Annotated in this window: 4 protein-coding genes and 1 pseudogene; 4 read left to right on the top strand and 1 reads right to left on the bottom strand. The window is 65.4% G+C overall.

Features of this window, described 5'->3' with window-relative positions; translation table 11 throughout:
* Positions 1-121 precede the first annotated feature (121 nt).
* The 4 genes and pseudogenes from NZK81_RS05645 to NZK81_RS05630 all read left to right on the top strand — a co-directional run.
* A pseudogene (locus NZK81_RS05645) lies at positions 122-691 on the top strand (MFS transporter); the annotation flags it as partial.
* 192 nt (positions 692-883) lie between these two features.
* Entirely contained in the window at positions 884-1,675 is a 792-nt protein-coding gene (locus tag NZK81_RS05640) for an ImuA family protein (protein WP_260044686.1), read from the top strand.
* The gene (locus tag NZK81_RS05635; RefSeq protein WP_260044684.1) at positions 1,581-3,098 is read left to right on the top strand and encodes a Y-family DNA polymerase; all 1,518 of its coding nucleotides are present in this window, start codon (positions 1,581-1,583) and stop codon (positions 3,096-3,098) included. The genes NZK81_RS05640 and NZK81_RS05635 overlap by 95 nt, the downstream gene beginning before the upstream one ends.
* The gene (locus NZK81_RS05630) at positions 3,095-6,283 is read left to right on the top strand and encodes an error-prone DNA polymerase (RefSeq protein ID WP_260044682.1); all 3,189 of its coding nucleotides are present in this window, start codon (positions 3,095-3,097) and stop codon (positions 6,281-6,283) included. The genes NZK81_RS05635 and NZK81_RS05630 overlap by 4 nt, the downstream gene beginning before the upstream one ends.
* A gap of 134 nt (positions 6,284-6,417) precedes the next feature.
* Here NZK81_RS05630 and NZK81_RS05625 read toward each other — a convergent pair whose 3' ends face one another.
* Positions 6,418-7,482, bottom strand: a complete 1,065-nt coding sequence (locus NZK81_RS05625) for a hypothetical protein (RefSeq protein ID WP_260044680.1) — start codon at positions 7,480-7,482, stop codon at positions 6,418-6,420.
* Between the last annotated feature and the right edge of the window lie 142 nt (positions 7,483-7,624).

Raw genomic sequence — 7,624 nt, 5'->3', positions numbered from 1 at the left:
CCGCACCCAAAACCAAAAAGGAAAAATCACCCGCTTGACCCAACCCCCGCATCGCGGGAAACACACATCCACCCGGGTCACTTCTCGATGAAAATCCCGGGTCAACTCTCAGCGGAAATCAACAGAATGGCGCACGATCGTCATCGGCGCCTTCGCGCCGCTGGCCAGCTTCGCGCTGTTCCACATGGTGACGGTGTTCCCGCTTTCGTGGGTCTATCTCTTCACGAGCGAGACGCCGGTCAACTTCCTGCTGATCGAGGCCACTGCCGCCGCTTTCGGCGTCGTCGCGGTCATCGCCTCGGGCCGTCTTGCCGACCATTTCGGACGCCGCCGCCTGCTGGGCGGATGCGCGGTGGGCATTGCCGTGTTCTCCGGCTTCGCGCCGCAGCTTCTCGATGCCGGGACAGTGGGCGAGATCGTCTTCATGGTCGTCGGTTTCGTGCTGCTGGGGCTGGCCTTCGGGCAGTCCTCGGGCGTGGTGTCGTCGGGTTTCGCGACCGAGCACCGCTACACCGGTTCGGCGCTCACCAGCGATCTGGCCTGGCTGTTCGGCGCCGGTTTCGCCCCGCTTGCAGCGCTGTTGCTGTCGGTGAACTTCGGCCTGATCGCCTCGGGCGCCTACCTGCTCTCCGGCGCATTGGCGACGCTGGCTGCGCTCTGGCTCAACAAGGAACTGGCCGGGCGCAAGTGATCGTCCGGCCAGTCGGCCCACGAAATTCCCGAGAGGAAGCTCTGTAGACTCGCACCCTTCAAATGGAACATAATAAGAACATTAAAGTGATTCGAGATATGTTCCCCCATGACCCGGAGCCAGTCCTCTAACCCTCTGTCCATTTCCCCTGCCTCTTCCGGCGAGGGGTTTCCGTGGCCTGCCAAAGGGCACTTGCATGAAATCCATGCCGACGCCGCAACGTTCGCGGCGGCCATGGCCTTTGCTCTCGCCGCGACAGGAAGGGACGAGACGAAACCGATCCTGCTGGCGCGCTGCCCGCGCCGGGCGGCATTGCCCATGCAGCTCTACGCAGAGGGGATCGCCGGGCTGGGCGTGGACCCGGCGCGCCTGCTGATCGTGGAGGCGCGCGACGATCCCGCTCTCTTGCAGGCCGGGCTCGATGCCGCGCGCTGTTCGGGGCTGGCGGCAGTGGTGCTGGAAACGTGGGGTGCTCTGCCCCGCTATGACCTCACCGCCAGCCGTCGCCTGGTGCTGGCCGCCGAAAAGTCCGGTGCGCCGGTGATCGTCCTGCGCGGCAAGGCGGCCCCGCGCAGCAGTGCCGCGCATAGCCGCTGGATCGTCCGCAGCGCGCCTTCGGTTCCGCTGCCGGCCGATGCGCCGGGCCTGCCGGCCTGCGAAGTGGAACTCTCGCGCCAGCGCGGCGGTCCTGCCGGCATGCGCTGGCGGCTCGAATGGGATGAGGTGAACGGAGGCTTTCATGCAGAGCGCGTCGATGCCGCGCCGCTATCTGGCGCTGTGGTTTCCCCGGTTCCCGTGCGAGCGGGTCTGCAAGGCGGCGGGGCAAGAATGGTGCTCCACGCCTTTGGTTCTGGTGGCACGGACCGGCAATGCGCTGCGGCTGACGGCAGTGGACGCGCGCGCCGGCCGGATGGGTCTGACAGTGGGCATGACGCTGGCCGACGCGCGGGCGCGCTGCCCCGATCTGAAGAGCTTGCCGCATGACTACGAAGCCGATGCCCGCGAACTGGAGCGGCTGACCGCGCGGATGCTGCACTTCACGCCCATGGCGGCGGTCGATCCACCCGACGGGATCATGCTCGACATCACGGCTTGCGCGCACCTGTTCGGCGGCGAGGCGGCACTGGCGCACGCGGTCATGGAGCAAGCGGGCTACACCGCGCGCCACGCTTTCGCCGCCCACGCCGCCGCTGCGCGCGCCCTGGCGCGGTATGGAAACGGGGAGACGATCCATCGTGCACCCTCCTCTTCGTCATTGCGAGGCCGCAGGCCGAAGCAATCCAGGGCGGTTTGCGCCGGCTCTGGATTGCCGCGCGGCTTTGCCGCTCGCAATGACGAAGGGAAAGGTGACGGGGGAGGAGGAGGAGAAGAAGAACACATCCGCGCCCTGCCCATCGCCGCGCTGGAACTGCCGGAAGATGCGCAGTCCGGCCTGCGCCGCGCGGGGCTTTTCACCCTGAGCGATCTCGCGGCGCGGCCGATGGCGGCGCTGGCCGCGCGCTTCGGTGGGGAGACAGTGGCCAGACTGCGCGCGGTGCTGGGCGAGCAGGACAGCCCCATGGCCCCTCAGCGCCCCTCCGCCCGGCTGCGCGCCGAAGCGCGTTTCGCCGAGCCCGTCGCCCGCACCGACTATGTGCTGGAAGTGATCGAGGACCTGCTCGCCGATCTCTCTCGTCAGATGGAAGCACGCCATCTGGGCGGGCGGTGCTTTACCGTCCGGCTGGAGCGCACCGATGGCGCGCGGCGGCGCCTCACCGTCGAGACCAGCCTGCCGAGCCGCGATCCGGCGCGCATCGCGCGGCTGTTCCGCGAGCGGATCGAGGGGCTGGCCGATCCGCTCGATCCCGGCTTCGGCTTCGATGCCATCGCCCTTGCTGCCGGCCGCACCGAGCCGCTGCACCCCGCCCAGCCCGAAATCGGCGGCAAGGTGGCCGAGGCGGAAAGCATCGCCGTGCTGATCGACCGGCTGACGACGCGCTTCGGGGAGCACGGCGTCCTGCGTCCGGTGCCTTGCGATACGCATATTCCGGAGGCTGCGCAGCAAGTCCTGCCCGCCATGCACGCGGCCCCGGCGCGCTGGCCGGATGTGGGCGAGCGGCTGCCCCGCCCTCTGTTCCTGCTCGACCCGCCCCAGCCGGTCACGGCGCTGGCCAGTGTGCCTGACGGTCCGCCACAGCGGCTGCGCTGGCGCGGGCAGGTGCACGAGATCGTCCGCGCCGAAGGGCCAGAGCGGATCGCCCCCGAATGGTGGCACCGGCCGCAGGGCCATGTGCCGGGCGGGGCCGGGCTCACCCGCGATTACTACCGCATCGAGGATGCACAAGGGAGCCGGTACTGGGTGTTCCGCCACGGCCTCTACGGGGAAACCGGAGAGCCGCGCTGGTACGTGCACGGGTTGTTCGCATGACCGTGATCGAGCCTGTCGTGGCCAGTGCCTACAGCTTCCTGCGCGGCGCCTCGCACCCCGGCGAGATGGTGGCACGCGCCCATGCGCTGGGTATGGCGGGGATTGGCATCGCCGACCGCAACACCGTGGCAGGCGTGGTGCGCGCGCATGTCGCATGGAAGCAGCCCGGCGTGCGCGAGAGCGGCTTCCGGCTGCTCACTGGCGCCCGGCTGGTCTTTGCGGACGGAACGCCGGACGTCGCGGCCTATCCGATGGACCGCGCCGGTTGGGGGCGGCTGACGCGGCTTCTCACATTGGGCAACCGGCGCGCGGAAAAGGGCGATTGCCTGCTGCATCTGCCCGATCTGCTGGACCATGCCGAAGGGCTGGCGCTGATCGCCATGGATGGGACGCCGGAACTGCTGGGCACGCTGAAGGAAGCCGCCCCACACCACTGGCTGGCCGCCACGATGCCGCGCGGCGGGCGCGACGCGCGCGAACTGGCACGGCGCATCGCGCTGTCTGGACAGACCGGCGTGCCGCTTATCGCCACCAACGATGCGCTCTATGCCGCGCCGGAGTGCCGCCCCCTGCACGATGTCATGACCTGCATTCGCGAGGGCACCAACGTGCAGGCCGCCGGGCGGAAACTCGCCGTCAATGCCGAACGCCACTTGAAGCCCCCCGCCGAAATGGCACGCCTCTTCGCCCGCTGTCCCGAAGCACTCACGGCAGGTGCGGACCTGCTGTCCGCCATTCGCTTTACGCTCGACGATCTGCGCTATGAGTACCCGCACGAGCCGGTCCCGCCCGGCCACACGCCGCAAGGCTGGCTCGAACATCTGGCGGGCGAGGGCGCCCGGACCCGCTTCCCCAAGGGGGTGCCGGAGCAGTACCGCCAGACGCTGGCCGAGGAATTTCGCCTGATCCGCGAGCGGCGCTACGCGCCTTACTTCCTCACCGTGCATGACATCGTGGCGCATGCCCGCTCGCTCGATCCGCCGATCCTGTGCCAGGGGCGCGGCAGCGCGGCCAATTCGCTGGTGTGCTATTTCCTTGGCATCACGCCGATCGATCCGGTGAAGGAGCAGTTGCTGTTCTCCCGCTTCCTTTCCGAAGCGCGCGACGAGCCGCCCGATATCGATGTCGATTTCGAGCACGAGCGGCGCGAGGAAGTGATCCAGTACATTTACGAGCGCTATGGCCGTGAGCGCGCCGGGATTGCCGCCACTGTGATCCACTACCGCCAGCGCAGCGCGATCCGCGAAGTCGGCAAGGCATTGGGGATGACGGACGATGTGACGGCCAGCCTCTCGGGCACGATCTGGGGCAGCTATGGCGGCGGCGAACTGCCCGAGGCGCGGCTGGCCGAGGCAGGGCTCGGTGCCGCCAATCCGGAACTCGCCCGGCTGCGCGATCTGGTAGGGAGCCTGCTGGAATTCCCCCGCCACTTGTCGCAGCACGTCGGCGGTTTCGTGCTCACCGAAGGGCGGCTCGATGAACTGGTGCCAATCCACAATGCCGCCATGCCGGACCGCACCTTCATCGAATGGGACAAGGACGATATCGACGCGCTCCACCTGATGAAGGTCGACGTGCTGGCGCTCGGCATGCTCACCTGCATCCGCAAGAGCTTCGATCTGATGCGCGAACACGGATTGGGCGATCTCGTGCTGGCCACTGTCCCGCGCGAGGATGCGGCGACTTACCGCATGCTCCAGAAGGCCGACAGCATGGGCACGTTTCAGGTGGAAAGCCGGGCACAGATGTCGATGCTGCCTCGCCTGAGGCCGAAGACGCTTTACGATCTGGTGATTCAAGTGGCGATCGTGCGGCCCGGACCCATTCAGGGGGGTATGGTCCACCCCTACCTGCGCCGCCGTAATGGCGAGGAAGTGATCGAGCTTCCCGGCCCGCCCGGCAGCGAAGACGAGCTTCGCGCGGTGCTGGGCAAGACGCTGGGGGTGCCGCTGTTTCAGGAACAGGCAATGAAGCTCGCCATTGTCGCGGCGGGCTTTACCCCGGCCGAGGCCGACGGGTTGCGCCGCGCCATGGCGACCTTCCGGCGCAACGGGACGATGCATTTCTATCAGGACAAGCTGGTCGAAGGCATGGTGCGGCGCGGCTACCGGCGCGATTTCGCCGAGCGGTGCTTTGAACAGATCAAGGGTTTCGGCGACTACGGCTTTCCCGAAAGCCACGCGCAGGCCTTCGCCTGGTTGGCCTATGTTTCGAGCTGGCTGAAATGCCATTACCCGGCGGTGTTCACTTGCGCGCTGCTCAACAGCCAGCCAATGGGCTTCTACGCGCCGTCACAACTGGTGCAGGATGCGCGCGCGCATGGCGTGGAAGTGCGTCCGATCGATGCCGCCGCCAGCCAGTGGGACAGCACATTGGAAGGCGAGCGCGTGCTGCGGCTCGGCCTGCGCCAGATCGGCGGCTTCCGCGAGGATTGGGCGCAGGCCCTGCATAAGGCGCGCGGCCTGAGGGCCTTCACGGACATTCAGGATCTGGCGAGCTGCACCGGCCTGCCTGCGCGGGCCATGGCCCTGCTGGCCGATGCCGATGCGCTCGGCTCGCTGGGGCAGGGGCGCCGTCAGGCCGGGTGGGACGTGCGCCGCCTGCCGCCCAAGCAGCTTTCGCTGTTCGCCGCGATGGAAGCCCCTGAACTCGGCGCTGAACCCGATGCCGCCTTGCCGGTCATGCCTTTGTCAGAGGAAGTCGCGGCCGATTACCAGACGCATCGCCTCTCGCTCAAAGGCCACCCGATGCAGTTCCTGCGCGCAGGCCTCGCGGCCGAGGGCGTGCTGAGCTGCGCAGACGTCAACGCCGCGAAGGACGGGGCGCGGGTGCGCTGCGCGGGCGTAGTGCTGGTGCGCCAGCGGCCGGGCAAGGGCAATGCCGTGTTCATCACCATCGAGGACGAGACCGGCGTGGTCAACGCGCTGCTCTGGGCGCGCGACTTCGAACAGCAGCGCCGCCCGGTCATGGCCGCCCGCCTGGCCGAGATCGCAGGCGAGATCCAGCGCAGCAAGGAAGGCGTGGTGCACCTGATGGCCAAGCGGGTGACGGACCGCTCAGCCCTGCTGGCGCGGCTGGACGGGACTTTGCCCGCCGACCTCAAGCACGAGCGCTCCCCGGCGGCACCCCGGTCACGCCACCCGCGCAATGTGCGGATTTTGCCGCGATCGCGGGATTTTCATTAGGTGACGGGCAGATGGAAATGGCTGGAACGGGCCGGTTGCAGACCGGCAGGATTGGTTGGACGATTTGTCGAATTTATGTGGCCGAGCAACTAGCATTTGCGCGATCAATTTAGATCGGGCTGTTGCCTTACCACTCACGATAGACTGAGCATCAGGTGGAAATGGTCAAACAATTCGCTGCACGATCCGGGCTCCAGATAGGTCATTTCCGGGGATTGATTGCCAAGAGTAAGCAAAGCTTGCTTCAAGATGCGTTGGTCTGCATCTGACACGCCGTATGCTGTACTAATGGCTCGCTTCGCATTTCCTCTCATCTGCGGCCGCAAGAGTTGCAGATTCTGATCCAGATAGCCGAACCCCAAAACGAGGAGCGTGTCTGCGCTGTGGACGGCTTGAGCTACATTATGAACAACCTGGCTCCGAACACTCTCGGTAAATGTCTGGAGCCTTTTTCCGATCTTCCAATAGTCTAGGTCATCGCCGCCCCCCAGCGGTAAGTTTGCTTCGCTCTGGCCCCGCCACGGCAAAACGCCCAGCGAGCCATATGGGTGATTAAATCGAACGTCTTCCAACACCTCAGCTGCCTCTTCGCCGTCGATGTCGAAATAATCTTGAAGGGCCATCCAGATAAATTGCTCAAGACAACGATCATAGTTGAAAATGACAAAGCGGACGTTCTCGAACGCCTCTTTGATGTTGTTTCTCTGCACACCTGACATAAGCAGCCGAGCAAAAGCCGGATACCATGTCTTTGCCAGTTTCTCACCGCGCGTAGACGCCTGCGGCATCTCATCGCGTTCAGAAAAAAGGGCATGCATGTTTGATCGTTGGAATAAATAGGAGGAGCGTTCCGCCCGAAGTATGCATATTGCGATGCAGAGCTTGCCAAGATCGACTAGGTGAGGATCGTCCTGATGAGAGTGCAGGAAATTGTCGATTGACAGTGCAAGCGGTAGACCACGCAGGATCCGATCGGCCGCAGCCTTGTAGGGTTGCAGGTTATTTTGAAGTGAAGGGACGTCTGCGCCAGCAAATGACCTCATAATCTGCAGCATGGTATTGTCGGAGAAGCCGTAGGCATTCTCATTGGTCCGCTCCAGCAAGCTTACAATCTGATCCTTTAGCCCGTCGCCCGAAGGCAATCCAAGCTCACAGCTTGCACCCGCCCCCACAACAATCGTCGTTTTCTGCCTGAACATGTGAGGAGACTAGGCGCACCTAGCGGGCGCGTGAAGGCGAAACTTCATGCTTTAAGCGGACGAGCTTCCGTCTACCGGAATCGACGATCTGAACGTTTGCGTTTGGAATTAGCTTGTGATCGTCCGAACGACGGTAATGGGC

Source organism: Novosphingobium mangrovisedimenti (assembly GCF_025153475.1).
In the GTDB taxonomy this organism is placed as follows: domain Bacteria; phylum Pseudomonadota; class Alphaproteobacteria; order Sphingomonadales; family Sphingomonadaceae; genus Novosphingobium; species Novosphingobium mangrovi_A.
The sequence above is the reverse complement of the archived record's forward strand: the minus strand, read 5'-3'. Positions and strand labels throughout refer to the sequence as shown.

What these genes read in the sequence shown, in the direction of transcription:
- NZK81_RS05625 (WP_260044680.1), bottom strand. Translation starts at nt 7,482, where the DNA reads ATGTTCAGGCAGAAAACGACGATTGTTGTGGGGGCGGGTGCAAGCTGT.
- NZK81_RS05630 (WP_260044682.1), top strand. Translation starts at nt 3,095, where the DNA reads ATGACCGTGATCGAGCCTGTCGTGGCCAGTGCCTACAGCTTCCTGCGC.